Below are 25,231 nucleotides of genomic sequence, written 5' to 3' on the forward strand. Positions count from 1 at the left end.
CGCGGATCAGCTGGAACCTAGCGTAAATGGGTGCACGCTCCCACTTCCGGGGGCGGACGTTGATACGAAGAGGTTTCCGATGTCCCAACGCATTTCCGTTTTTCTCGCGGCGCTCGCCCTGTTGGCCGGGACGCTTGCCGGGGCTGCGCCCGCTTCCGCCGATACGGCAGACATTTCGCCCCCCGGCGCCAACAACTGGTCGTGCAAGCCCTCCGCTGAGCATCCTTATCCGGTCATTCTCGTTCCCGGGACCTTCGAGAGCATGCTCAAGAACTGGTCCACGCTCTCGCCGGTCCTTGCCGGGCAGGGATACTGCGTCTTCGCACTGAATTACGGCACCACCAATGGGGTTCCGGCTACGGGGCCTGTAACTGAGTCCGCCCGCGAGCTGTCCTCCTTCGTCGATGCAGTTCTCGCTGCCACCGGCGCCAAGAAGGCTGACCTGGTGGGGCACAGCCAGGGCGGCATGATGCCCCGTTACTACATGGGGTTCCTGGGCGGCGCCCGGAAGGTCAACCACCTGATAGGGATTGCGCCCTCGAACCACGGCACCGAAGGCGTGATCGCCCCGGCACCGGAAGACTTCCCGGCATCCACCGGGGACATGGAATTCGTGTGCCAGGCGTGCGCGGACCAGGAAGCGGGCTCGGCGTTCATGACCGAGCTGAACTCCATCGGCGATACCGTGGCGGGTCCGTATTACACCGTCATTTCAACCAAGTACGACGAAGTGGTCACCCCCTACACCAGCCAGTTCCTGGTCGGCTCCGCCCGGCAGGTCACCAACATCACTATCCAAGATAAGTGCCCCCTCGACCTGGTTGAACATGACCAGGCTCCGAACGATCCCGTGGTCCACCGGCTGGTCTCGCACGCCTTGGCGTCACCCGGCCCGGCTGACCCGACGTTCCAGCCGAGCTGTGTCTAGCCCCCGCCCGGCGGGAGGACGCCTGCGCCGCAGCCAGGAACCGCTGGTGGCCCGGTAAGTCCCCGAAGCACAAAGAGGCGGCACCCTTGCGGATGCCGCCTCTTTGGCGTGGACGGTTTGTCGGGCCGGTTACAGCCCGGCGCCGACCTCTTCCTTGGAACCTGCGCCCTCGACCTGACCTTCGCTCTGGCCTGCGAGGCGGAGCCAGGTGTCCACCACGGTGTCCGGGTTTAGGGAGACGGAGTCGATGCCCTGGCCGGCGAGCCACTCGGCGAAATCGCTGTGGTCGCTCGGGCCCTGGCCGCAGATGCCCACGTACTTGCCGCGGGCCTTGCAGGCCTTGATGGCCATGGACAGCAGCTTCTTGACCGCGGGGTTGCGCTCGTCGAAGCCGCCTGAGACGAGGGCCGAGTCCCGGTCCAGACCCAGCGCCAGCTGGGTCATGTCGTTGGAGCCGATGGAGAATCCGTCGAAATACTCCAGAAACTCGTCCGCGAGCAAGGCGTTGGACGGCAGCTCACACATCATGATGACTTCGAGGCCGTTTTCGCCGCGCTTGAGGCCGTTCTCAGCCAGCAGGTCGATGACGCCGCTGGCCTCGTCCAGGGTCCGCACGAAGGGGATCATGAGCTTGACGTTGGTCAGGCCCATCTCGTTCCGGACGAAGGACAGTGCCTCGCACTCCAGGTCGAAGCAGTCCCGGAAGGAAGGCTCCAGGTAGCGGGACGCGCCGCGGAAACCAATCATCGGGTTCTCTTCGTGCGGTTCGTAGGCAGGCCCGCCGATGAGGTTCGCGTACTCGTTGGACTTGAAGTCTGACATCCTGACGATCACCGGTTCCGGCGCGAAGGCAGCCGCAATGGTGGCCACGCCCTCCGCCAGCCGCTTGATGTAGTAATCGCGCGGACCTTCGTAGGCCGCGATCCGTTCGCGGATTTCCGCGGCAACATTGGCCGGCTGGTCCTCGAGGTTGAGGAGGGCCTTCGGGTGGATGCCGATCTGGCGGTTGATGATGAATTCGAGCCGGGCCAGGCCCACGCCGTGGTTGGGCAGCTGGGCGAAGGTGAACGCCTGCTCGGGGGTGCCCACGTTCATCATGACCTTGACCGGAACTTCGGGCAGCTGGTCAACCTCGGTCTCGTCCACGCTGAAGTCCAGCAGGCCTTCGTAGATCAGGCCCGTCTCGCCGTCGGCGCAGGATACGGTGACTTCCTGGCCGTCGCGGAGCGTTTCGGTGGCGTCGCCGGTTCCGACCACGGCGGGGATCCCCAATTCGCGGGCGATGATCGCTGCGTGGCAGGTACGTCCGCCGCGGTTGGTCACGATCGCGGCGGCACGCTTCATGATCGGTTCCCAGTCCGGGTCCGTCATGTCCGCCACCAGCACGTCGCCGGTCTTGAAGCTGGCCATCTGGTCGATGGCGGTGAGGATACGGACGCCGCCGGCGCCGATCCGCTGGCCGATCGCGCGCCCCTCGGCGAGGACCTGGCCGGTGCCGTTGAGGCGGAAACGGCTCAGGCTCCCTGCGGCGCGCCGGGACTGCACGGTTTCCGGGCGTGCCTGCAGGATGTACAGGCCGCCGTCGATCCCGTCCTTGCCCCACTCGATGTCCATGGGACGGCCATAGTGGTTTTCGATGGCGATGGCGTGCCGGGCGAGCTGCTCGACGTCTTCATCGCTGAGGCTGAACAGGTTGCGCTGCTCGGCGGCAACCGGGACCAGGTCGATGGTGCGCCCGACTTCCTGGTTGGCGGTGTAGGTCATCTGCAGGGCCTTCTCGCCCAGACCGCGCTTGAGGATCGCGGGCCGGCCGGCACGCAGCGCCGGCTTATAGACGTAGAACTCGTCCGGGTTCACGGCACCCTGGACCACGGCCTCGCCCAGGCCGTAGGAGGACGTGACAAACACAGCGTCCTGGAACCCCGACTCGGTGTCCATCGTGAACATCACACCGGAAGCCCCGACGTCGGAGCGGACCATGCGCTGGATGCCCGCTGAGAGCGCCACTTCGGCGTGCTCGAACTTGTGGTGCACCCGGTAGGCGATGGCGCGGTCATTGTAGAGGGACGCGAACACATCCTTGATGGCCAGCAGGATGTTGTCGATGCCGCGGACATTCAGGAACGTCTCCTGCTGCCCGGCGAATGACGCGTCCGGCAGGTCCTCTGCCGTGGCGCTCGAACGGACAGCCCACGACAGGTCCTCGTGGCCGCCGTGCTTGTCCACCAACTGCTGGTAGGCGTCGCGGATCTGCGATTCGAGGTTGGGGAGGAACGGGGTGTCGCGGATCAGGCCGCGGATTTCCTTGCCGGCGGCGGCGAGGGCTGTGACATCGTCGGTGTCGAGCCCCACCAGCCGGTCGGCGATCTTCTGGTCCAGGCCGGAGCCGGCCAGGAAGTTCCGATAGGCATCCGCAGTGGTAGCGAAACCGTCCGGCACCTGCACCCCGGCGGAGGTCAGGTTCTGCACCATCTCACCGAGCGAGGCGTTCTTGCCGCCCACCCGGTCCAGGTCCTTGAGTCCCAATTCCGAGAACCACAGGATCTCTGTTGTCATTCTTACTGCTCCTTCGCAGGTAATGGCATGCCTAGCTGCGCCCCGCCCCGGCGATGGCCGGTAAAGAGGGCGCAAGTCCGTCCACAGTGACAGGTCTGCGGCGGTCTTTCCATATGACGTCCGCCACATGGAGTTTGTGAAAACTTTCCCTAATGCTTGAGGTTCATTCGCTGGAGGATCGTCGCAGCCATTTCCTCCACCGAGACCGTGGCCGAATTCAGGTACGGAATCCTGTGGGAGACATACAGCTGCTCGGCGCTCCGGAGCTCAAATCCACACTGTCGGAGCGACGCATACGAGGAACCGCGGCGGCGCTCGGTGCGGATTTGGCTCAGACGCAGCGGGTTGGAGGAGAGACCGAAACACTTCGCAACGTAGGGGCGCAAGGGCTTGGGGAGGCCCTCCCGGCCGAAGTCCTCGTCCACCAGCGGAAAATTGGCGGCGAAGATGCCGTGCTGCAGGGCAAGGTACATCGTGGTGGGGGTCTTGCCGCAACGGGACGGCGCCACCAGGATCACCTGGGCCTTTTCCAGCGCGCGGAGGCTCTGGCCGTCGTCGTGCTCCATGGCGTACTCCACCGCCGCCATCCGCTTTTGGTAGAGCTCGGCGTTCCCCACGCCGTGCGCACGGCCCGGTTCGCCGCTCGCCGGGGCGCCCAGGGCGTGCTCGAGCTGCCCCACATGCGTGCCGATCAGGTCAACGATGGTTCCCTTGCATTTGCCCACGGCCTCGCGGATGTCGCTGCTGACCGCGGTGGAAAAGACGATGGGCCGCAGCCCGTGGGCAGCCAGCTTGTCAATGCCGTCCACCACCTTGCGCGCCTGCTCCACGGACGTAATGAACGGGACGGTGATGCGGTCAAAGCGGTTGCCCGGAAACTGGGTCAGGAGGGTGTTTCCGAGGGTCTCGGCGGTGATTCCCGTGCTGTCCGAGAGGAAGTAGACAGGCCGAACATCATTGTTGGTCATGCCCTCATTGTTCATCAGGACGGGTCCGGCGGGCCATTCGGCGGCCAGCCCTCCTATTTCTTGGTCAGTCGGTACCGCTCGATCTGCCGTAACCGCCGCAGGAGGCTGTCGCGCCGCGGGTGCGGGACGGCGTCGGGCGCTTCCGCGGTGAGGTCAATGTGCTTGGTGCCGTACTGCCACAGGAGGAGGTCATCCAGGAGCCGGTCCGGGCCGGGCGAGTAGCGGTGGTCCAGGGCCTTGCGGACCTCGGTGATGCGGTTGGCGCTGAGGAGCCCGGCCAGCTGCATGGTCTGGTTAAGGCCATGGGCTGCAAGGAGCTCCGCGGCCCAGCCCCAGTCGTCATCCACCTTGCGGTCCACGTGCGGAAGCAGCGTGCGCCAGACGTCGCGGATCCGGTTGGGGGTCAGGGGAGCCGCACCCTCGCCGTCCATGTCCCAGAAACTCCGGACTTCCTCGTAACGTTCGTGCAGGTCGGCGAAGGCGGTTTCCACGGTTTCCAGCATGGCCGCCGTGGCCGTGAACTGGCGGTCGAAATGCGGCGTCCAGGCGCGCGGGTCCTCGGCCTTGAAGCGGATGTCGTGCTCGATCTCGCTCCAGGCATGGGCGAAGATGGTGCGGATCTGGCACTCGAAGAAGTAGCTGCCGTTGGGCGGAATGTCCGGGTTGAACACCTGCTGGTACTCCTTGACAGCCTCGTTCTGGAGGGTCCGCAGGATCAGATGCCGGCTGGAGTAGCCGTAGGTGCCGGACTCGATGGAACCGATGTCCTTTTCCCGGTCTCCGCGGCAGTCAAAGAGCTGGCGCTGGCGTTTGATGATGTTGGCCACCACCGCATTTTCGGCCGGCAGCTTGGTGATGACCCGGATGCCCACCATGTCATTCAGGGTGCGGAACGGGTCCGGGAACTTCAGCACCGGCGGCCCGCCCGGCTCCAGCGGCTCCTCCACCCTCGAGATCTTCTCGCGGAAGGACTCCACCGTCTTGGTCCGGCCCGTCACGAACAGCGGGGTGACCTCGGTGTCCTTAAGCATGTCCCTGGTCAGCGTGAGAACGTCCCGGGTGACCAGCTTCAAGGCAGGGCGGACGCGCTCGTAAATCTCCACATTGTGCTGCACGGATTCGCGAAGAGTTGCGTCCAGGCTGTCCCAGTTACTCGGCATGGCTCCAGCTTACGGCGGGGGTGAGACACATGGCCGGACCGCGTGCCTAAGGTAAAGGAACCAGCCCGCCGGACCGAAAGCCTTGCCATGCCTTCCTACGCCGAATTCCCGTTCTCCCAGGTGGACGTCTTCGCCCCCGGCCCGCTGCCCGGAAATCCGGTGGCCGTAGTGCACGGCGCGGACGCCCTGACCACCGGTCAGATGCAGCGGTTCGCCAACTGGACCAACCTCTCGGAAACCACATTCCTGCTGGAACCCAACGCTCCGGAAGCGGACTACCGCGTGCGGATCTTTACCCCCGCGGACGAGCTGCCCTTCGCCGGCCATCCCACCCTGGGCACGGCGCACGCCTGGCTCACCGCGGGCGGACAGCCCCGGGACAAGGGCCACTTGGTGCAGGAATGCGGCGTTGGCCTGGTGCGCGTCCGTGCGGGCGGCCAGTCAGGGACCGCCGAATATGCGTTTGCCGCCCCGCCACTGCGGCGGTCCGGTCCGGTGGAGCAGGCCACGCTGGAACAGGCGGTGGCGAGCCTGGGCGTTGACCCCGTACGGGTCCTGGGCAGCAACTGGGTGGACAACGGTCCGGGCTGGATGGGCATTAGGCTGGACTCCGCGGAAACCGTCTTGGGCCTGCGCCCGGACTTTGCGGCCATGGGCTCCTTGAACCTTGGCGTCATTGGCGCCTATGGCGCGGGCGGCCCGGCGGATTACGAGGTCCGGGCGTTCGTTCCGAGCCTCGCCGTGCCGGAGGACCCCGTAACGGGAAGTGCCAACGCGGGCCTGGCCCAGTGGATGCGGCGGGAAGGCAACGCGCCGGAGAACTACACGGTCCAGCAGGGCACGGTGCTGGGCCGCGGCGGCCGTATCAGCATCACGAATGAAGCGGACACCACGTGGGTGGGCGGCGCCTGCCGGACCGTGGTCAGTGGCCGGGTAACCATCTAACCGGCAGCATCCGTCGGAGCGGCCCGGTCATCAATCCCGGCGGCCAGCCCGTCGATCCGTTCCAGTGCGCCGGTGAGCCGTTCCACGGTGGACCACAGTGCGGGATGCTGCCGACGGATGTCCTCCAGCGTGCTGCCGGCAGAGCGGAGCGCGCCAAGGTCGAAGCTGACATTGGTGCGCGCCCCGGCCACCGCTGCACGCAGGGCGCCGAACGCCACCACGACGTCGGCAACCAGGGCGCGGTTGCCGTTGGCTGCCAGCCAGGCAAGGTCATCCACGGCAGCGATGGCGCGGTCGCCGAGCACCGCGGAGGCCTTCGCGGCTTCCACCGAGGCGGCCCGGATGGCTTCATCGCGCTCTGGCCCCGATTCCAGCCGGAAGGCGGCACCGAAAGCCTGCGACGCCGTCGCATCCTCGTCTGCCAGCCGCAGCGCCTCCGCCCGAAGCGTCTGGGCGCGCGTCCGGATGCGCTCCACCTCGCCGCGGGCCCCGCCGTCGGCCTCTGTATAGCCGGCCACCATGGAGGTGAGCGACGCCGCCACCGCCAGCATCAGGCCAGTCCCGGCGCCGCCGCCGGGGGAGCCGGTGGACTCGGCCAGCGCGCGCGTCCACTCCTCAACGGTGGAGCCTTGGGTGGTCACGGCAGCAGAATCATCCATGGCATCCAGTGTGCCCGCTCACCGGGGCGGCAGCGTGGTATTCCCACCCAGTGGCGGCGTCCGGCGCGGAACGGTGCGCCGCTGGCGGGTGGCCTCGATGGCCGAGGCCAGGTGCAGCAGGGTGCTGTCGGTGTAGGCCCGTCCGGCGATGGTCAGCCCCACCGGCATGCCAGTGTCGGCCATGGTCCCCATGGGAACCGTGACGGTGGGAATGCCCAGGTGCCGGACCGCCAGGTTGCCGTTTGCAACCCATACGCCGTTGCGCCATGCCAGCTCTGCCGAAGCCTCGTTTGTGTCGGCGTCCGCAGGTCCAACATCGGCTGCCGCCGGAAAGATGACGGCGTCCAGGCCGAGCCGGTCCATCCAATCCTCGAGGTCGATCCGCCGGGTCTCCTCCAGCCCGCGCAGGCCTTGGGCCAGATGCGGAATGTCCTCCAGGGCCGGGATCCCGCATTCGCGTGCCCGCTCCACGTACCCGGCAGGGTCGAAATCCAGTTCGGCGTAGCGGTCCGGCAGCGCCCCGTCCGGATGCGGAAAGATGCGGGGACCGTCGACGTCGGCAAGGCGGTTCAGGGACGGGTCGCCGTTGGCGTCGAGGAAGTCGTTCCAGGACCACATGGACAGATCCCAGAGCTCGTGTTCGAGGTATGCCGTGCTAACAAGTCCGCGGGTGGCGATGGTGGGTGCACCGGGGCGGTCCCCCTCGTAATTGCTGACCACGGGAAAATCCACCTCGACCACCTGGGCGCCTGCGGCCTCCAGGTCACCCCTTAGGCGCTGCCACAGCTCCAGCACTGAGGGCCTGGTAAGGATTTTCTGGCCGGTGGGGCCGCCAAAACCCGGTGCCGGGTTCGTTCCGGCACCGGGATCGGCATTGATGTACATCCGCGGAACTCCGAAGCGCCGCCCGTCGAGGGCGCGTTCGGCCGACTCCCTGTCCGCGACCGCAAGGGAAGCATAGTCAGCAGGCCGCACGCTGTCCGCCGTCGGGATCTCCACCCAGGGCTGTGTGCGCCAGAAGTCACCGCGGGTCCGGCCGTCGTCGGCGACGATGACGTCCAGGACCTCAAGGAGGTCCGGCATGCTGCGTGTATGCGGAACCACCACGTCCATGGTGGGTACCAGTGGCCAGTTCCCGCGGACGGAGATGACTCCCCGGGACGGCGTGTACGCGCACAGGGCGTTGTTGGAGGCCGGGGCCCGGCCGGAGGACCAGGTTTCCTCGCCGAGTCCGAACGCGGCGAAGCTGGCCGCCGTCGCGGTTCCGGAACCGTTGGACGAACCCGAGGCGAACGCCGCCGTCAGGTACTCGGCGTTATAGGGGCTTTCCGCCCGCCCGTACAGCCCGCGCTGCATGCCGCCGTTGGCCATCGGCGGCATGTTGGTCAATCCGATCAGCACCGCTCCGCCCGCCCGGAGCCGTTCGATGGTGAAGGCATCCGTGCGCGCCACAAGATGTTCGAAGGCAGGAGAACCTGCGGCGACCGTCAGCCCCCGGACTTGGAAGCTGTCCTTCGCCGTGTACGGTATCCCGTCCAACGGCCCCAACAGGGCACCGGCAGCGCGTCGTCCATCCGATGCCCGCGCTTCGGCGAGGACATCGGGGTTCATGACCACCAGGGCGTTCAGCCGGATTCCGTCCTGGTCATATGCCGCGATCCGCGCCAGGTATTGGCGGACCAGCTCCTCGCTGCTCACGAGTCCGGTTTCCATGGCATCGCGGAGCTCCGCAATCGAGGACTCGACGACGTTGAAGTGGCTCATCGTGCGCCCCTGCCGGCAGGCTGCTGCTGGGTGATGCAGTGGATGCCGCCGCCGAAGGCGAAGATATCGCGGGCATCCACGAGTTCCACCGCGCGGCCCGGATACGCCTCGGCCAGGATGTCCGCGGCCACCTTGTCGTTCGGGTCTTCAAAGGCGCAGAGCACCACAACGCCGTTGGCGACGTAGTGGTTGATATAGGACCAGTCGACGAAACCACTTCCGTCGTCCAGGACTGTCGGGGCGGGAACGTCGATGATGCGCAGGCGGCGGCCTGCAGCGTCCACCGCATCCTCGAGGATGCTGCGGAGCTCCCGGGTGACCCGATGGTCGGGGTGGCGCGGATCCTCCTGCCGGTGCAGCAGGACGGTGCCGGGTGCTGTGAATGCGGCCACGATGTCGACGTGTCCGCGTGTGCCGAACTGGCCGTAGTCGCGGGTGAGCCCGCGGGGCAGCCAGATGGCTTTGGTGGTGCCGAGCCGGGCGTGGACTTCCGCCTCAACCGTTGCTTTGGTGGCGCCCGGGTTGCGGCCAGGGTCCAGCTGCACGGTTTCTGTCAGCAGGACTGTACCCTCGCCGTCCACATGGAAGCCGCCGCCTTCATTGACCAGGCTGCTGCTGTGGACGGTGGCGCCGGCCCGGCCGGCGATAACTGCCGCCAGGCGCCGGTCTTTGTCCCATGCGGCCCAGTCCTGGCCTCCCCACCCGTTGAACACCCAATCGACGGCCGCAACTTGTCCTCCCTCCCCGAGCACGAAAGTAGGGCCGGAGTCCCGCAGCCACGCATCATCGAGAGGCGTTTCGACGACGGCGATGTCGCCGCCCAGTTCGGTGCGTGCGGTCTCGGCATCGGCTGGGCGCGCCACCACAGTGACCGGCTCGTACCGGGCCAAGGTCCTGGCAACGGTTCCCCAGGCGTTGCGGGCTCTTGCCAGCGTGCTGCTGCCGGCCGTACCGAACGTGGCGTTGGCTGGCGGAAATGCCATCCAGGTCCGGGTGTGAGGATGCCATTCGGCGGGCATCAGGGGCGCTGCGGGTGAAATGGGCTCCATGGTTCGGAAAGTCCTCGTATCGGAATGGTGCAGCTTCATTGCTGCACTATAAATGAATGACGTTCATTTATAGTGCAGCATGAGGCGGCCGGGATGCAAGGAAGGGCCGGGAGCTGGGTGTTCTGGTGGTCCGGTTACGCGGGCAGGAGTGCGGCGAGGCCGTCGATCAGGGCTTCGAGTCCGAGTGTGAAGGCGGCATCCGCCGACTTGCCGCCTGAGTGGGCCGCGCTGCGTACGGCGGCGGTGAAGTGCGGGGTGGACTCCGCCATGGAGCCCGGGTCAAAGATGTCCGCCGGTGCGGTCACGTCGTAGGCGGATCCGAAGATAAAGGACTCAAGAGCCACGATGGACGGCACGATCCGATCCTCGGGGAACCCCGCATCGGCGAATCCTCGGGTGACGGTTTCGTACATGGCCAGCGTCTGCGGTGCGTCGGTGACGGGCAGGACTGCGATCACCGGAATCAGTGGGGTATGTTCCGCAAAAACATTGCGGTAGCTCCACGCCCAGCCGCGCACGGCGTCACTCCAGGGCGCCGTGCCGAACAGGGAAACATCCACCAGTGACGCGAGATGGTCCTCCACGAGAAGGAGGACGTCGCGCTTTGCCGCCACGTGGTTATAGAGGGCGGACGGGGCCACGTCCAGCTCCTTGGCCAGGGCGGCCATGGTGAGCCCGTCGTAACCCTTGCGCTTGACGAGCTTCAGTGCTGCCACCGTAATTCCGGCTTTGTCCAGGACTGCCGCGGAGGGCCGGCCGGCACGCCGTTTTCCGCCGCCCGGGGTGTCGGTGGAGGGTCCTTGGGCAGCAGGTACTGCAGGCATTACGGCCCTTTCTGTGGTGGTTCCTGCATTATTCCACCCGCCGCCTTCCGGTCGGGCCAGGAAGCGGCTACGCTAAATAATGAACGCCGTTCATTTAGTTGGCATTCATCGACTTGGACCCACGCTGTGTGGGCTGCAGAGAGGACATCATGCTGAACCTGAACCGAGACGTCGTGGTCGTCGGAGCGGGACCGTCGGGGCTTACAGCTGCACGCGAGCTCAGGCGGGCCGGCCTTACCGTTGCCGTGCTGGAGGCGCGCGACCGCGTCGGGGGGCGGACCTGGACCGACACCGTGGATGGTGCCGTGCTGGAGATAGGCGGTCAATGGGTTTCGCCGGACCAGACCGCGCTCCTCGAACTGCTGGATGAACTGGGGCTGGAGACCTATCCGCGCTACCGCCGCGGCGAGTCGATATACATCGGCGCGGACGGCATTCCCGTGCGCTACGCGGGCGGTTCGTTTCCCGTGGACCCGGCCACCGCAGTCGAAATGGCACGGCTGACCGGGCTGCTGGATGCCCTGGCCGCCGAAATCGGCGCGGCAGAGCCATGGGCCCATCCCAAAGCCCGCGAACTGGACACCATCTCCTTCCACCAGTGGCTGCGTGCGCAGTCGGACAGCGAGGAGGCGTGCAACAACATCGGCCTGTTCGTTGCCGGCGGCATGCTGACCAAACCGGCGCACTCCTTCTCCGCCCTGCAGGCCGTGCTGATGGCCGCGTCGGCAGGCTCCTTCAGCCATCTCACGGATGAGGATTTCATCCTGGACCGGCGCGTGGTGGGCGGGATGCAACAGGTCTCGCTGCTCCAGGCGGAGGAGTTGGCGGACGACGTCGTCCTGGACAGTCCCGTCCGCACCATCCGGTGGGGCGGGGGGGACAGCGCCGGCGTCACCGTCATGTCCGACCGCGCCACCGTCAACGCCCGCTTTGTCATCATGGCCGTGCCGCCCAACCTGTACTCCCGCGTATCCTTCGACCCGCCGCTGCCGCGGCGCCAGCACCAGATGCACCAGCATCAGTCGCTCGGCCTGGTGATTAAGGTGCATGCGGTCTACCGGACGCCCTTCTGGCGGAACTCCGGGCTTTCCGGCACCTGCTTCGGTGCCGGATCTCTGGTCCAGGAGGTGTACGACAACACCAATCACGGGGATGCGCGCGGGACGCTGGTGGGTTTCGTTTCGGACGAAAAAGCCGACGCCGTCTTCGAATTGGGTGCCGACGAGCGCAAGGGGGCCATCCTGGAGTCCATTGCCGGTTTCCTGGGCGCCGAGGCCCTGGAGCCCGAGGTTTACTACGAATCCGACTGGGCCTCCGAGGAATGGACCCGCGGTGCGTATGCCTCAAGTTACGACCTGGGAGGGCTTCATCGGTACGGCAAGGACCAGCTGGCTCCGGTTGGCCCCATCTACTGGTGCTCCTCGGACCTTGCCGCCGAGGGCTACCAGCACGTGGACGGCGCTATCCGGATGGGCCAGTTCACCGCCGCGAGGATTTCAGCTGTCGCGGGGACATCCGTTGACGCGATGACGGGAATTCCGGGAGGAATCTAGCCGGACCCGCTACAGCTGAACAACAAAGCGGGGCCCGTCCGGAGAATCTCCGGACGGGCCCCGCTTTATGCCGTGGCTCTGGATCTACTCCGGAACCACCAAGGCAGGAGTGTCCTGCCGAAGGGTCTCGCCGCGGAAGAACCCGGGCCGCAGCCGGGACATGATGACCATGAAGACGGCCCCGAGGGCGAGGATGCCGACGCCGAGCACGAAGACCAGCCCCACTCCGAAGAGTTCCGATCCGCTGCCGAATTCCGGTGCCAGGCTGTCCACCGCCGTCTGCAGGAACACCACCAGCAGGCCGAGTCCGCCCAGCAGCGGGCATGCCAGCCGGAACACGAAGTTGCGGATGCTGCTGAAAAGGCTGTTGCGGAAGTACCAGGCGCAGGCGAATGCCGTGAGGCCGTAGTAGAAGCAGATCATCAGGCCGAGGGCAAGGATTGTGTCATTGAGGACGTTTTCGCTGACCACATGCATCACGGCGTAAAAACCCGCGGAAAGAATCCCGGCCGCTATGGTGGCGAAGCCCGGCGTCGCGAATCTGCTGAGCCGGTTGAACGGCGCGGGCAGTGCGCCATAGTGCGCCATGGCAAGCAGGCTGCGGGACGGAGAGGTGAACGTGGACTGAAGCGAGGCCGCGGAGCTGGACAGCACGGCCAGGGACATCAGGATGGCGAACGGACCCATGATGGGTGACGCCAGCGCCGTGAAGATATTCGCGTGGTTTTCCTCGTTGTTCAGGCCCAGGCCCTGGGTGCCTACTCCGGCGAACATCATGGTGGCGATGCTGACCAGGAGGTAGATGCCAAGGACAATAACGGCGGTGAGGGTTCCGGCGACGCCGGCCGTCTTCTTGCCGTTGGCTGTTTCCTCATTAACGGTCAAACACACGTCCCAGCCCCAGTAAACGAAGATGGACAGCGAGATGCCTGCTGCGACCTGGCCGAACGTCTCGATCCTTGTAACGTCGAACCATTCCCAGCTGAACGGGATGGACGTTGCGGACGAGTTCCAGTTGGCGAATGCCATGGCGACAAACATCCCGAGCACCAGCAACTGGAAACCCACGAGTCCGTACTGCACCACCTTGGTGGCGTGCAGCCCCCGGTAGCTCACCCAGGCGGCCAGCGCCACGAAGACGAAGCACGTCGCGATGTTGAGGGGCTTGTTTGCTGCAAGGTCTGCCAGTCCCGGCAGGCCCGTAAGTTGCGCCATGAAGAGGTAGAAGAAGTCGACGGCCACCGCTGCAAGATTGGACAGCACAATGATGTTCGCGGCGAGCAGGCCCCACCCGCCCATCCATCCCACCCACGGACCGAACGCCTTGGTGACCCAGGTGAAGGTGGTGCCGCTGTCCGGCGAGTCGGCATTGAGCTCGCGGTAGGCCAGGGATACCAGGATCATGGGGATGAACCCGATGAGGAAGATGACGGGCAGTTGGAGCCCGGCTTCATTGATGGTGGGGCCCAGCGCGCTCGTCAGCGTATACGCCGGGGCGATCGTGGAGATTCCAATGACGACGACGGCTAGGAGGCCGAGTTGCCCGCCTTTCAGTCCTTTCGGACTAATGCCGTGCGGCGCTGGGGCCACGGCGGCTCCGTTGCCGCCGGAGTTGGTGCGGATGCTTTGGGTCATGTCGCTCCCTTTCTGGGTATCGGCACAGCTCCATGAAACAGCAGTTTGCTGCTGAGGGGTGCCGTGGGACGCAACCGTCGCGAATGTTGCATGAGACGGCCGTCACTAAATGAAGGACGTTCATTTAGTATTGACTGGGTGGGGGCGTGAGGCAAGCTAAAAATGAATAAAGTTCATTTGAGACAGGCCGGCCGACGGCTCGAGCGGGTCCCGCCCTCAATGATCAAATGGAGAAGCTCTGTCACTTAGCCAGGGAGGACCCCATCACCGCAACCCCACTCCAACGCCACCGGTACAGCTACGGACCGGATCCCAGCCAATGGGGCGAACTTTTCTTCCCCGGCACCGGGGAAGGGGCCGAGCGCCCGCGCGGCGTCGCCGTCGTGATCCACGGCGGCTACTGGCGCTCCCGCTACGGTGCGGAGTTGGGCGAGCCGTTGGCCCTGGACCTGGCCCGCAAAGGCATCCCCGCATGGAACCTGGAATACCGGCGCGCCGGCAATGGCGGCGGTTGGCCCGCCACGTTCCAAGACATCCTGGCCGGGATCGGCAAGCTCCGGGACCTCGCGGACGGGCACGGCCTGGACCTGGGCCGGGTGGTGGCGCTGGGACATTCTGCCGGCGGACATCTCGCCGTCTGGGCGGCCGGGCAGCAGGCGGAACACGGCGTCCGCCTCACCGGCGTGGTCAGCCAGTCGGGCGTGCTCAACCTGGCGCTGGCGGAGGAGCTGAACCTCAGCGATGGTGCCGTGGCCAACCTGCTGGGCGGGCCGTCGTCGGCCGTTCCGGAACGGTACCGCAGCGCGGACCCCATGGCCGCGCTGCCGCTGGACGTGCCGGTAGTGGCCGTCCATGCCGAGGACGACGCCGACGTCCCCCTCGCGCTGTCCGCCACCTACGTTGCGGCGGGCGCAGCCGGCGGGGTCCCCGCGCGGCTGGTAATCGTCCCGGGGGACCACTTCGCGCTGATCGACCCTACCGCGGAGGCATACCGGACGTGCCGGGAGCTGGTCCGGGAGCTCTTAACGTAAGCCCCGAAACGCGAATTCTGGCAGAGTATGTCCATGCTCACAGTGATCGGCGAAGGCCTTGTTGACGTTGTCCAGCGCGCTTCCGGAATTGAGGCGCACGTGGGCGGCAGTCCGCTCAATGTCGCGGTGGGGCTGGCCCGCCTTGACCACCCCGTACAGTTCATCGGCCGCTACGGACGCGACGCGTACGGCGACTCCGTGGCCGCGCATCTCCGCTCCAGCTCGGTGATGCTTCCGATGGGTGCCGATGACCTCCCCACGAGCGTGGCCACCGCCCTGATTGACGACGACGGCGCCGCCACCTACACCTTCGACCTCACCTGGGAGCTTCCCGGCCTGCCCGAGCGGCTCGCCTTCATGCTGCAGGGAACCACCCTGCTGCACACCGGATCCATTGCGACGATGCTGGCGCCGGGGGCCAAAGAGGTACTTGCCGCCGTCGAATTCGCCCATCCGCACGCCACCATCAGCTTTGATCCGAACTGCCGGCCTAGCATCATCACGGACGTGGATTATGCCCGGAGGCAGGCGGAAAAGTTCGTCACGCTGGCGGACGTGGTGAAGGCTTCGGACGAGGACCTGGAGTGGCTCTACCCGGGCCAGGATCCGCTGGAATCCGCACGCCGCTGGCTCAAGCTGGGCGGCTCGGAAGGGCCGGCCATGGTGGTGGTGACGCGCGGCTCCGCGGGCCCGTGGGGTATCACCGCGGCCGGGGAAGCGCACGCCGCGGCGCCACGCGTGCAGGTGGCGGACACCGTGGGTGCGGGGGATTCCTTCATGGCGGCGCTGCTCTCCGGACTGGTGGACCGCGGCCTGGACGGGGCCCAGAACCGCAAGGACCTGCGGGAACTTCCGGCGGAGGGCCTGGGGGAGCTGCTGGCGCATGCGGCCAAGGCTGCTGCGGTGACCGTGTCGCGCCCAGGGGCGAATCCGCCCACGCGGGCGGAGATGAACGGCGTTCCCGTGGAGTAGCCGGGGAGGCTGTCCCTAAGGCCTGCGGGCCCAACGGCCCTATCGCTGGTCCGCCAAGGCGCCCATGCTGGGCAGATGACCGGTGAACTGGCACTGCCCCCCGCTGTCGAACGCCATCCGTCCGCTAACTATGCCTTGCACCCGGACCGTCTCTGGGTCCGCCTGCTGCGCGCCGCCGTCGGTATCTTCGTGCTCGTGGCCATCATCCAGAAGACCTACGATGCGACGCTGCCAGGCAACGATGTGGACATCGCCCAGCTCTATTCGGAATTCACGGTGCAGGCGAACCTCGTCCTTGGACTTGTGCTCCTGGTTTCCGCCGCGCGGCCAAGGGCAGGATTGCCGCAGTGGTGGGACCACCTGTTCGGCGCCCTCGTCCTCTATCTGGTGATGACCGGCATCATCTACATCGTCCTGATAGCCCCTGCAAACGAGCCCTGGTGGAGCTGGGACCTCTACTGGCCGCAGATGGCGCACCACCGGCTGGCACCCGTGTTCGTTGCGCTGGACTGGCTGCTGGTGACCAAGACTGCCCGCGGCGCGTGGTGGCGTCCCCTGGCGTGGTTGGGCTACCCCACCGCTTTCCTCGTCTTTTCCTGGCTGCGCGGCGGCATGGATGGCTGGTACGTCTATGACTTCCTTGATCCGACCCTCGAAGGTGGCTGGTCGGCCGTCCTCATCACAACGGCGGAAGTACTTTTCGCGTTCCTCCTGGCCGGCCTCCTGGTGCACCTGGCCGGAAACCTTCGCGCCGGGCATGGTGGCCTTGGGTCCCGGGATGCACCGGCGTCGCTTTCACCATAGGCTGGCCGGGTGGATACAGGTACCGTGAATTCCCGCGAACAGGGCGGGCAGGTCGACAGGCAGTCGCGCATTCTTGAAGCAGCGCTGGAACTGCTGTCGCGCCACGGGATCTCTGGTGTCAGCATGCGCGCGGTGGCGCGCGAAGCGGGAGTCGCCCTCGGCCTGGTGAACTATTACTACGAGGACAAGTCGAGCCTGATCCGCGCGGCATTGCACAGTGTTGACAAGCACGACCTCGCACTGGTTGCGCCGGACCCTGCACTGCCCCCGGACGAGCAGCTCCGGAATGCACTCCACCGTGTCGCGGGTCCGGACCTCTTGACCACGCGCTACCTGTCCCTGCGCCTCCATCTGTGGGCGCTCGCGAAGGCGGACGACGATTTCGCCCTGATCAATGCCGCGGCGTTCGACCGATACCTGGACGGGCTTGCGGCGCTGATCGGGAATGCCAAGCCGCAGCTGTCCGCCAAAGAATGCAGGGAGCGGGCTGCCGACATCGTTGTCCTGCAGAACGGCATGTGGCTCACTGCGCTCCTTGGTGTGGACAAGGAATCGATCCGCCGGAGCATCGCCCGCACGGAGGAGATCGCCTTCGCGGCGTAGTGAATAACAGTTGCAGTTTCCACGCGACTTTGCCGTGCCCGAAAAAATTTGAACACTTGTCCAGTTTTCCTATTGAACACTTGTTCAAGGTGCACTAATCTCCTTGGATATGACCTGCACCACATCGGCTGAGGTCAGCTAGAAGGAGTCTGCAGCATGACAAGAAACAGCTACGACTACGTCATCGTGGGCGGCGGAAGTGCGGGGTCCGTCCTCGCCGACCGGCTGAGCGAAGGGGGCCAGAGCAGCGTCCTGGTCCTCGAAGCGGGGCGCAGCGACTACCCCTGGGACCTTTTTATCCAGATGCCCGCCGCACTGACCTTCCCCAGCGGGAATCCCCTTTATGACTGGCGCTACGAGTCGGACCCGGAGCCCTACATGGGCGGCCGCCGCGTGGCACACGCCCGCGGCAAGGTCCTGGGCGGCTCAAGCTCGATCAACGGCATGATCTTCCAGCGCGGAAACCCCCTCGACTACGAGCGATGGGGCGCCGATCCCGGCATGGAGAGCTGGGACTTTGCGCATTGCCTGCCGTACTTCAACCGGATGGAAAACGCGCTCGCAGCCGACCCGGACGATGAACTCCGCGGACACGATGGCCCGCTGGTCCTGGAACGCGGTCCCGCCACAAACCCGCTGTTCCAGGCGTTCTTTTCCGCCGCACAGGAGGCCGGCTACCCGCTGACCGACGACGTCAACGGCTACCGCCAGGAAGGCTTTGCCGCGTTCGACCGCAACGTGCACAAGGGTCAGCGGCTCTCCGCGTCCCGCGCCTACCTGCGGCCCAGCCGCGGCCGGAAGAACCTGACCGTGCTGACGCGGGCGATGGCCACCAAGATCAACTTCACGGGCAGCGTGGCCACCGGCGTCACCTACCGCCGCAACGGCAAGACCCACCAGGTGAACGCGGGTGAGGTAATCCTGGCCGGCGGCGCCATCAACACCCCGCAGCTGCTCCAGCTCTCCGGCGTCGGCGACGCCGCCCACCTGAACACCCTGGGCATCAACTCGGTAGTCAACCTGCCCGGCGTCGGACAAAACCTGCAGGACCACCTGGAGGTCTACATCCAGCACGCCTGCACCCAGCCGGTGTCCATGCAGCCGGCCCTGGACCTCTGGCGCATGCCCTGGATCGGCATGCAGTGGCTCTTCGGCCGGAAGGGCCCGGCCGCCACCAACCACTTCGAGGGCGGCGGTTTCGTCCGCTCCAACGAGGATGTGGCGTACCCGAACCTGATGTTCCACTTCCTCCCGGTCGCCGTCCGCTACGACGGCCAGAAGGCGGACGCCAAGCACGGCTACCAGGTGCACATCGGGCCCATGTACTCGGACGCCCGCGGCACCCTCAAGATCAAGTCCACCGACCCCACGGTGCACCCGTCCATGGTGTTCAACTACCTGTCCACGGACCAGGACCGCCGCGAATGGGTCGAGGCCATCCACGTGGCCCGCGACATCCTGGGCCAGTCCGCCATGAGCCCCTTCAACGGCGGCGAACTCTCGCCCGGCCGTGCGGTGCAGACCGATGCCGAGATCCTTGACTGGGTTGCCCGCGACGCCGAGACGGCGCTGCACCCGTCCTGCACCGCCAAGATGGGCCCGGACTCCGATCCGATGGCCGTGGTTAATCCCCTGGACATGACCGTGCACGGCACGCGCGGCCTCCGCGTAGTCGACGCGTCCGCCATGCCCTATGTCACCAACGGCAACATCTACGCACCCGTGATGATGCTCGCCGAAAAGGCAGCGGACCTGATCGCCGGCAAGGCACCCTTGGCGCCGCAGCAGGCGGAGTTCTACCGGCATGGCATCAGCCCGCTGCAGCGGAATGCCGCCGCTGCCCCGGCAGGCAGGGCCTAGGCATGATTGATGCACAGGAAAAGGAGCAACCATGACAGCCACTGTTGAGCAGGCACACCAGGCAGGCCAAGCGCAGGACACCATCAAGGGCCTGTACATCGACGGCGCCTGGCAGCAGGCGTCCGACGGCGGCACAACAGTCGTGCGCTGTCCTGCGGACGGCATTGACGTCGCAGTTGTCGCCAAGTCGACGCCGGAGGACGCGGAGCGGGCCATCGCCAGTGCACGTGCAGCGTTCGACGGCGGCCCCTGGCGCCGGCTCACCGACCTTGAACGCGGGGCGGTCATGCTCCGCGTGGCGGAACTGCTGGAGCGGGACAAGGCCGCCTACGCCCGGGCCGAGGCGCTCGACACCGGCAAGCGCCTCGTCGAAGCCGAATACGACATCGACGATATTGCCGCGTGCTTCCGGTACTACGGCAAGATCGCCGGCCTGGATGCTGGGCGGGTGATCGACACCGGCCGCGCGAATGCCATCAGCCGCGTGGTGTACGAGCCGCTGGGCGTCTGTTCCCTGATTGCCCCGTGGAACTACCCGCTCCTCCAGGCCGCCTGGAAGGTGGCCCCGGCGCTTGTCGCGGGGAACTCTTTCGTGCTCAAACCCAGCGAGCTCACGCCCTCCACCGCCGTCCTGCTCATGGAGACCCTTGCGGAAGCCGGGGTTCCCGCCGGCGTCGCAAACCTGGTGACCGGAAGCGGGTCGAAGGTGGGCGGCCCGCTCAGCTCCGACCCGCGCGTCGACCTCGTCTCCCTGACCGGCAGCCTGGCCACCGGCCAGACCATCATGGCCGCCGCCGCGGAGACGGTGAAGCGCGTCGCCTTCGAGCTCGGCGGAAAGAACCCCAACGTCGTCTTCGCTGACGCGGACTGGGACGCCGCCGTCGACAACGCCCTGACTGCGGTGTTCCTGCACTCCGGCCAGGTCTGCTCGGCAGGGGCGCGGCTCGTCGTCGAAGAGTCGATCGCAGAGCGCTTCGTGGCTGAAGTGGTGGAGCGGGCGCAAAAGATCCGGATGGGCGGGCCATTCGATCCCGACGCCGAGACGGGGCCGCTCATCTCCGCCAAGCACCGCGACCAGGTCCACGCCTATGTCCAGGCCGGCATCGCGGAGGGCGCTGAGCTGTTGTGCGGCGGCTATATCCCGCACGAGGGACCGCTCGCGGACGGCTTCTTCTACCCGCCCACCGTGCTCGGCAACTGCCGCTCCGGCATGAGCGTGCTGCGGGAGGAGTCATTCGGCCCGGTGCTGACCGTCGAGACATTCCGGACCGAGGACGAGGCCGTGGCCATCGCCAATGACACGGAGTACGGCCTGGCCGGGGCAGTCTGGACGTCGGACGCGTCGAAGGCGCAACGCGTCGCAGCCGCGCTGAGGCACGGAACTGTATGGATCAACGACTACCACCCGTATGTTCCCCAGGCGGAGTGGGGCGGTTTCGGGAAGTCCGGTATCGGGCGTGAACTTGGCCAGGCAGGCCTTAATGAGTACCGGGAGGCAAAGCACATCTGGCAGAACATCCAGCCCGCGCCCAGCGGCTGGTTCGGCTCATTGCCGGAGGAAGTGGAGGCGGCCGACGCCGACTAGGCAACAGCATTGGGGGAAACGCCAGGGCGCCGCAACGGCGCGGCGCCCTGGCCGAGTGTTTCACCTGCGTCCAATGGCGGCCGCAGGTCATCACCGTCGTGCTTTTCTGACTTAGGAGTTCAATTGATGGAACCCAGCAAGAGTACTGATTCAAGCGGCATGGACCAGTTCGGTTATGCCCAGACCCTGGACCGCAGCATCGGCAAATTCGCCAGTTTCGCGGCCGGAGTCAGCTACATCTCCATCCTCACGGGCGTTTTTCAGCTGTTCTATTTTGGTTTCGCCATGGCCGGCCCGGCCTACGCCTGGTCCTGGCCGCTTGTTTTCGCCGGACAGCTGATGGTGGCCTTGTGCTTCGCGGAACTGGCGGGACGCTACCCCGTGGCAGGTTCAGTGTATAACTGGGCCAAACGGCTCTCCTCCGGTACCTTTGCCTGGCTGGCAGGGTGGCTGTTGTTGATTTCCTCCATTGTGGCGCTGGGCGCCGTAGCCCTTGCCCTGCAGCTCACCCTGCCGCAGATCTGGTCCGGGTTCCAGGTCATTGGCGATGGTACGGGCCCCTACGACTACGCCGTCAACGGCGTCCTGCTCGCGAGCATCATGATCGGGATCTCCACCCTTATCAACGCCTTCGGCGTGAAACTCATGACCAAGATCAACAGCGTGGGCGTGTTCGTTGAACTTGCGGCCGCTGTGCTGCTGATCCTGGCCCTCGGCTGGCACATGCTCCGCGGCCCCGGCGTGCTCTTCGAAGCCAAGGGATTCGGGGAAGACCACCCGCTGGGCTTCTTCGGAGTGTTCATCATCGGCGCCATGGCATCGGGCTACGTGATGTACGGCTTTGACACCGCCAGTTCATTGGGTGAGGAAACCAAGGACCCGAAGCGTACCGCGCCCAGGGCAATCCTGCGGGCCATCACGGCCTCTTTCGTATTAGGCGGACTGATCCTGCTCACGGGCCTCCTGGCCGCTCCGGACCTCAGCGATCCCAAGCTTGGCTCCGCCGATGGTGGGCTGCAGTACATTGTGCTCTCCGTGTTGGGAGGCCCGTTCGGCAAGGCGTTCCTGGTCTGCATCGTGGTGGCCGTTATGGTCTGCACGCTGGCCGTCCACGCCGCCGCCATCCGCATGATGTTTGCAATGGCCCGCGACAACAACCTTCCGTTCAGCCGCCACCTGGGCAAAGTGCATCCGGTCCGGAAGACTCCCACTGTCGCCGCCATCGTGATCGGAATCATCGCGGTCATCCCGCTGATCGTGAACGTTTCCCAGCCAGCCATCTTCACCATCCTCTCCAGCATCAGCATCGTCCTGATCTACCTCTCCTACCTGCTGGTGACCGTACCCATGCTCCGTAACCGCCTGGCAAAGAAGTGGCCGCTGTCCGACGACGGCACGGAGCCCGGCTTCAGCCTGGGCAAATGGGGACTGCCGGTGAATGTCCTTGCCGTGGTCTGGGGCGGTGCCATGACGCTGAACCTGATCTGGCCGCGGCCGGAGATCTACAACTCGGTGCCACCGTTCGAGTGGTACCTGCAGTGGGGCGGGGTTATCTTCGTCGCCGCAGTCACCATTACCGGGGTCCTGATGTACCGCTTGAAGCTTCGGCACCAGACAGGTGTCCTCGCCGAGCACGCCGCGGCAGCCGTCGTGCCCCTGTCCAGAGGTCCCGTAGAGGCTGAACCTTCGGCTGGAATCCAGCTCGTGTCGTCCACGGCAGGCCATGGTGTTGCATCAAGGGCAGGCACCGGCTCCTAGGTTCTGCACCTGCAGCGCACAGGAAAGGGCATCCCTTCGCGGTGGTGATTCGCGAAGGGATGCCTTTCCCTGGGTCAGTCGCCGTGGGGCTGGAAGGAGGCTCCGCCGTCGTCCGATACGAATACCCCGGTGGACGTCGCAGCGAAGATGCGCAGGCTGTCGCCGGAACCCGTGGCGGCGACAGCCATGACCTGGCCCTCCAGACGTCCCTTAGGTGCCCACGCGGTGCCGCCGTCGGACGAGGTGTGCACTGTTCCGTTGGGCTCCACGCCCACCGCGTCCAGCCCGCCGGCGAACGCGGCGAACTGGATCACCGGCCCGCCCTCCTGCAGCGCCCATGTCCGGCCGCCGTCCGTGGAGCGCTGGATGCCCGCCTCGGTGGTGGCCAGGACGGTGTCGGATTCCGGGTTACCGGCCAGCGCGGCGGGGGCGAACCCGGCATTCACCGCCTCCCAGGTGGAGCCGTCCTTGCTGATGCGGAGCGTCCCGTCGAAGGCGGCGATTCCGGACTTGGTGGTGGTCAACGTGTGGAAATCGGACTCGCCCTGCCGCGAGACTTCCTCCCAGGTGGCGCCGCCGTCCGTGCTGCGGATCAGGCCAACCGGGTTGGGGAGGGTGGAGTCATGGCCGGGATGCCCGGATGCGTAGAAGGTGCCCGGGTCCTTGGCGGCGGTAAAACCCATGAGGTCGATGGTGGGGCCGACCTTGACGGGGTCGGCGGTGACGTCGAACAGCCCTTCGTGCGTGGCCAGCAGGACCTTGCCGTCCGCGCCCACGCTTAGTCCGTGGACGTGCGCACTGGGCAGCGCGGACTGCGCGGCTGACGTTGTTGTCCTCTCGGGCGCAGCCCCGGGAGCGCAGGCGGCGAGGGAAAGGGCAAGGACGACGGCGGCTGCCGCGCTACCGGCGGCGCGCAGACGGAGCGTGGGGTTAGACATGGGGACAAGCCTATCGGGGCCCGGTGCGGCCCTTGCGGCGGGGGCGGTGCGTTCAGGACCTATGGCACTGCCCGCGGAACCGTAAACCACGGACGATGAAAGTGCCATGAACTCCTCCACACCGCACACCATCCTGCAGCGGCGCGACTTCCTGGGACTCTCCGTTGCCGCCGCCTCCGCCGCCCTCCTCACCGCCTGCACGCCTTCCGGCCGGTCCGGGGGCCAGCGCATCTACGCCGGTGATGCGGCCGTCCGCGCGGCCGAGGACGCGCGCCCATCCAGCGGCAAGACGGTTACGGCGGCACTGACCGCCGCTCCCTTCGCCGCGGACCTCGGCGCCGCCGCAGCGGGCGGGACGCTGTCCACCTGGGGATACGACGGGGCCATGAACGGCCCCCTGCTGCGCGGCTCCGTGGGCGATCGGCTGGAGGTGGCCCTCGCCAACCGTCTGCCGGAACCCACCAGCATCCACTGGCACGGTCTGGCCTTGGCCAACAGCCAGGACGGCGTGGAGAAGCTCACCCAGGAGGCCACCGCCGCGGGCGCCGGCTTCAACTACGGTTTCAAGCTCTCCCACCCGGGAACCTACTGGTACCACTCGCACATGGAGCTCCAGCGTGAACGCGCACTCTACGGTGCCCTGATCGTTGACGACCCGGACGAGCGCAAGGACTACGACCACGAGTGGGTCATTCTCCTGGACGACTGGCTGGACGGCGTCACCGGCAGCCCGGAGGAGGTCCTGGCCGAGTTGAACCAGGGCATGGGCTCCATGATGCGCGGCGGACACATGGCCATGGGTTCGGTAAGCCCGTTCCTTGGCGGGGACGCGGGGGACGTCCGTTACCCGCTGCACCTGTTCAACGGCCGGGTCCCGGCGGACCCGGACACCCTCGCCGCAAGGCCAGGGGACCGGGTCCGGCTGCGGATCATCAACGCCGCCGGGGACACCGCCTACCGGGTGGGCGCCCCGGGTGCCCGGCTGACGGTGACCCACACCGATGGGTTCCCCGTGGAGCCCAAGGATGCGGACGCCGTCGTGCTTGGCATGGGCGAGCGGATCGACGCGCTCCTCACCGTGCCTGCCGGCTGGACCCCGCTGATGGCCCTCCCCGAGGGCAAGGCCGGCCTGGCGCTGGGGCGCATCCGCGCCGGCAGCGGCAGGGAGCCAGTACCCGCCGCCCTGCCCTCCCGCATCAACGGCGAAGTGTTCGACGGCGGCCGCCTCACCTCCGCGGCTTCCGTCCGCCTTCCGCGCAAACCCGTGACCGTCCGCCATGCCGTGCGCCTGACAGGTTCGATGATGGGCTACAACTGGGGGATCAACGGCCGCCGCTTCGCCATGGATTCACCGTATGACGGTGCGCTCGCGGTCCGGCAAGGGGACCGCGTACAGCTGGACTTCATTAACCCGAGCGTGATGTGGCACCCCATGCATCTGCACGGGCACACGTTCCAGATCGGCGAGTCCGGCGCCCGGAAGGACACCGTGATTGTGCGGCCCGGAGCCACGGTGTCCGTGCTGTTCGACGCCGACAACCCTGGCCAGTGGCTGTACCACTGCCACAACGCCTACCACGCCGCCAGCGGGATGATGGGTGTCCTCAGCTACGTCCGCTGATGCCCCGTAGACTGGCAG

The 25,231-nt window shown here is 66.5% G+C and carries 20 protein-coding genes; 11 read left to right on the forward strand and 9 right to left on the reverse strand.

All coding sequences use genetic code 11. The features are described from left to right. Positions 1-79 precede the first annotated feature (79 nt). Positions 80-928, forward strand: coding sequence for an esterase/lipase family protein (locus ACFWIX_RS12420; protein WP_377216433.1), 849 nt, complete (start codon positions 80-82; stop codon positions 926-928). A 129-nt stretch (positions 929-1,057) separates the two neighbouring features. Here the strand turns inward: ACFWIX_RS12420 and ppsA are convergent, their stop codons facing one another. The 3 genes from ppsA to ACFWIX_RS12435 all read right to left on the reverse strand — a co-directional run bounded on the left by ppsA (position 1,058) and on the right by ACFWIX_RS12435 (position 5,612). Next, the gene (gene ppsA, locus ACFWIX_RS12425; protein ID WP_377216434.1) at positions 1,058-3,484 is read right to left on the reverse strand and encodes a phosphoenolpyruvate synthase; all 2,427 of its coding nucleotides are present in this window, start codon (positions 3,482-3,484) and stop codon (positions 1,058-1,060) included. A gap of 149 nt (positions 3,485-3,633) precedes the next feature. Beyond that, a complete protein-coding gene (locus tag ACFWIX_RS12430; RefSeq protein WP_377216435.1) occupies positions 3,634-4,452 on the reverse strand; it encodes a pyruvate, water dikinase regulatory protein in 819 nt (272 codons plus the stop codon). A 53-nt stretch (positions 4,453-4,505) separates the two neighbouring features. After that, complete coding sequence (locus ACFWIX_RS12435) at positions 4,506-5,612, reverse strand: GTP pyrophosphokinase family protein (RefSeq protein ID WP_377216436.1); 1,107 nt, start codon at positions 5,610-5,612, stop codon at positions 4,506-4,508. An 87-nt stretch (positions 5,613-5,699) separates the two neighbouring features. On the opposite strand from ACFWIX_RS12435, the gene ACFWIX_RS12440 reads away from it, so the two are divergent. Beyond that, a complete protein-coding gene (locus ACFWIX_RS12440) occupies positions 5,700-6,557 on the forward strand; it encodes a PhzF family phenazine biosynthesis protein (protein ID WP_377216605.1) in 858 nt (285 codons plus the stop codon). Here the strand turns inward: ACFWIX_RS12440 and ACFWIX_RS12445 are convergent. The 4 genes from ACFWIX_RS12445 to ACFWIX_RS12460 all read right to left on the reverse strand — a co-directional run bounded on the left by ACFWIX_RS12445 (position 6,554) and on the right by ACFWIX_RS12460 (position 10,853). Then, a complete protein-coding gene (locus ACFWIX_RS12445; RefSeq protein WP_377216437.1) occupies positions 6,554-7,216 on the reverse strand; it encodes a cyclodeaminase/cyclohydrolase family protein in 663 nt (220 codons plus the stop codon). The two genes, ACFWIX_RS12440 and ACFWIX_RS12445, sit on opposite strands and share 4 nt — an antisense overlap. Positions 7,217-7,234: 18 nt before the next feature. After that, a complete protein-coding gene (locus tag ACFWIX_RS12450; RefSeq protein ID WP_377216438.1) occupies positions 7,235-8,980 on the reverse strand; it encodes an amidase in 1,746 nt (581 codons plus the stop codon). After that, positions 8,977-10,068: an agmatine/peptidylarginine deiminase gene (locus ACFWIX_RS12455; protein WP_377216439.1), complete on the reverse strand. Its 1,092-nt coding sequence runs from the start codon at positions 10,066-10,068 to the stop codon at positions 8,977-8,979. The genes ACFWIX_RS12450 and ACFWIX_RS12455 overlap by 4 nt, the downstream gene beginning before the upstream one ends. 95 nt (positions 10,069-10,163) lie before the next feature. Further along, positions 10,164-10,853, reverse strand: coding sequence for a TetR/AcrR family transcriptional regulator (locus ACFWIX_RS12460; RefSeq protein WP_377216440.1), 690 nt, complete (start codon positions 10,851-10,853; stop codon positions 10,164-10,166). Positions 10,854-11,002: 149 nt separating this feature from the next. Here ACFWIX_RS12460 and ACFWIX_RS12465 point away from each other — a divergent pair, with 149 nt between their 5' ends. After that, the gene (locus ACFWIX_RS12465) at positions 11,003-12,406 is read left to right on the forward strand and encodes a flavin monoamine oxidase family protein (RefSeq protein ID WP_377216441.1); all 1,404 of its coding nucleotides are present in this window, start codon (positions 11,003-11,005) and stop codon (positions 12,404-12,406) included. 84 nt (positions 12,407-12,490) lie between these two features. Here ACFWIX_RS12465 and ACFWIX_RS12470 read toward each other — a convergent pair whose 3' ends face one another. Further along, on the reverse strand, positions 12,491-14,041 hold the full coding sequence (locus tag ACFWIX_RS12470) for an APC family permease (protein WP_377216442.1): 1,551 nt from the start codon (positions 14,039-14,041) through the stop codon (positions 12,491-12,493). Between the two features lie 227 nt (positions 14,042-14,268). On the opposite strand from ACFWIX_RS12470, the gene ACFWIX_RS12475 reads away from it, so the two are divergent. From ACFWIX_RS12475 to ACFWIX_RS12505, 7 genes are all read left to right on the forward strand, one after another. Continuing rightward, a complete protein-coding gene (locus ACFWIX_RS12475) occupies positions 14,269-15,072 on the forward strand; it encodes an alpha/beta hydrolase (RefSeq protein ID WP_377216443.1) in 804 nt (267 codons plus the stop codon). Between the two features lie 33 nt (positions 15,073-15,105). Then, positions 15,106-16,044, forward strand: a complete 939-nt coding sequence (locus ACFWIX_RS12480; RefSeq protein ID WP_377216444.1) for a carbohydrate kinase — start codon at positions 15,106-15,108, stop codon at positions 16,042-16,044. Between the two features lie 75 nt (positions 16,045-16,119). Continuing rightward, on the forward strand, positions 16,120-16,848 hold the full coding sequence (locus ACFWIX_RS12485; protein ID WP_377216445.1) for a Pr6Pr family membrane protein: 729 nt from the start codon (positions 16,120-16,122) through the stop codon (positions 16,846-16,848). 9 nt (positions 16,849-16,857) lie between these two features. After that, positions 16,858-17,451, forward strand: coding sequence for a TetR/AcrR family transcriptional regulator (locus ACFWIX_RS12490; protein WP_377216446.1), 594 nt, complete (start codon positions 16,858-16,860; stop codon positions 17,449-17,451). A gap of 156 nt (positions 17,452-17,607) precedes the next feature. Next, positions 17,608-19,311 carry a choline dehydrogenase gene (gene betA, locus ACFWIX_RS12495; RefSeq protein ID WP_377216447.1) on the forward strand — a complete coding sequence of 568 codons (1,704 nt, stop codon included), beginning with the start codon at positions 17,608-17,610 and terminating at the stop codon, positions 19,309-19,311. 31 nt (positions 19,312-19,342) lie between these two features. Next, positions 19,343-20,896 (forward strand): aldehyde dehydrogenase family protein, encoded by a 1,554-nt coding sequence (locus tag ACFWIX_RS12500; RefSeq protein ID WP_377216448.1) that lies wholly within the window; start codon positions 19,343-19,345, stop codon positions 20,894-20,896. Positions 20,897-21,022: 126 nt separating this feature from the next. Beyond that, a complete protein-coding gene (locus ACFWIX_RS12505) occupies positions 21,023-22,654 on the forward strand; it encodes an APC family permease (RefSeq protein WP_377216449.1) in 1,632 nt (543 codons plus the stop codon). Positions 22,655-22,728: 74 nt separating this feature from the next. On the opposite strand, the gene ACFWIX_RS12510 is transcribed toward ACFWIX_RS12505, so the two are convergent. After that, entirely contained in the window at positions 22,729-23,592 is an 864-nt protein-coding gene (locus ACFWIX_RS12510) for a F510_1955 family glycosylhydrolase (protein ID WP_377216450.1), read from the reverse strand. Positions 23,593-23,698: 106 nt separating this feature from the next. On the opposite strand from ACFWIX_RS12510, the gene ACFWIX_RS12515 reads away from it, so the two are divergent. Continuing rightward, positions 23,699-25,213, forward strand: a complete 1,515-nt coding sequence (locus ACFWIX_RS12515) for a multicopper oxidase family protein (RefSeq protein ID WP_377216451.1) — start codon at positions 23,699-23,701, stop codon at positions 25,211-25,213. Positions 25,214-25,231: the final 18 nt, after the last annotated feature.

The sequence above is a fragment of the Pseudarthrobacter sp. NPDC058362 genome (assembly GCF_042723515.1).
Classification (GTDB): domain Bacteria; phylum Actinomycetota; class Actinomycetes; order Actinomycetales; family Micrococcaceae; genus Arthrobacter.